This window comes from Gluconobacter sp. P1D12_c, assembly GCF_018812105.1.
GTDB lineage: Bacteria > Pseudomonadota > Alphaproteobacteria > Acetobacterales > Acetobacteraceae > Gluconobacter > Gluconobacter oxydans_A.
In genome coordinates this window covers 1-363 of the sequence record NZ_JACSIQ010000844.1, presented here as the reverse complement: position 1 = coordinate 363, position 363 = coordinate 1, and the positions used below count along the sequence as shown (strand labels likewise).

The 363-nt window shown below is 58.4% G+C and carries 1 pseudogene; it reads left to right on the top strand.

Going from position 1 to position 363, the window contains the following annotated elements:
* Positions 1-363 (top strand): annotated as a pseudogene (locus KP705_RS19465) (Tn3 family transposase); the annotation flags it as partial.

Genomic DNA, 363 nt, shown 5'->3' with positions numbered 1-363 from the left:
AACCGACGCGGCCCTCACAATGATGGACAAACTCCTCGGAAGCATGATGCGCCGTGCCGAGCACCGGATCCGTGACAAAGCGATTGTCACCATGCGATCGTTGCAGGCCCAGCTTCGTCTGCTGACAACCTCTTGCCGTCATCTGATTGAGGCCCGTGATCAGGGCGTTGATTCACTGTCTGCCATTACGGGAATTGACTGGCCCCGCCTCCAGGACGCCATCGGCAGGGCTGAAACCCTGACAGCTCCAGAGACCATTGATCGCACGGCCGAACTGATCAACCGGCATCGCTCTCTTCGTCCTGCCATTGGTCCATTCCTGAACGCGTTCCAGTTTCAGGGTGGTCGCACGGTACAGGGATT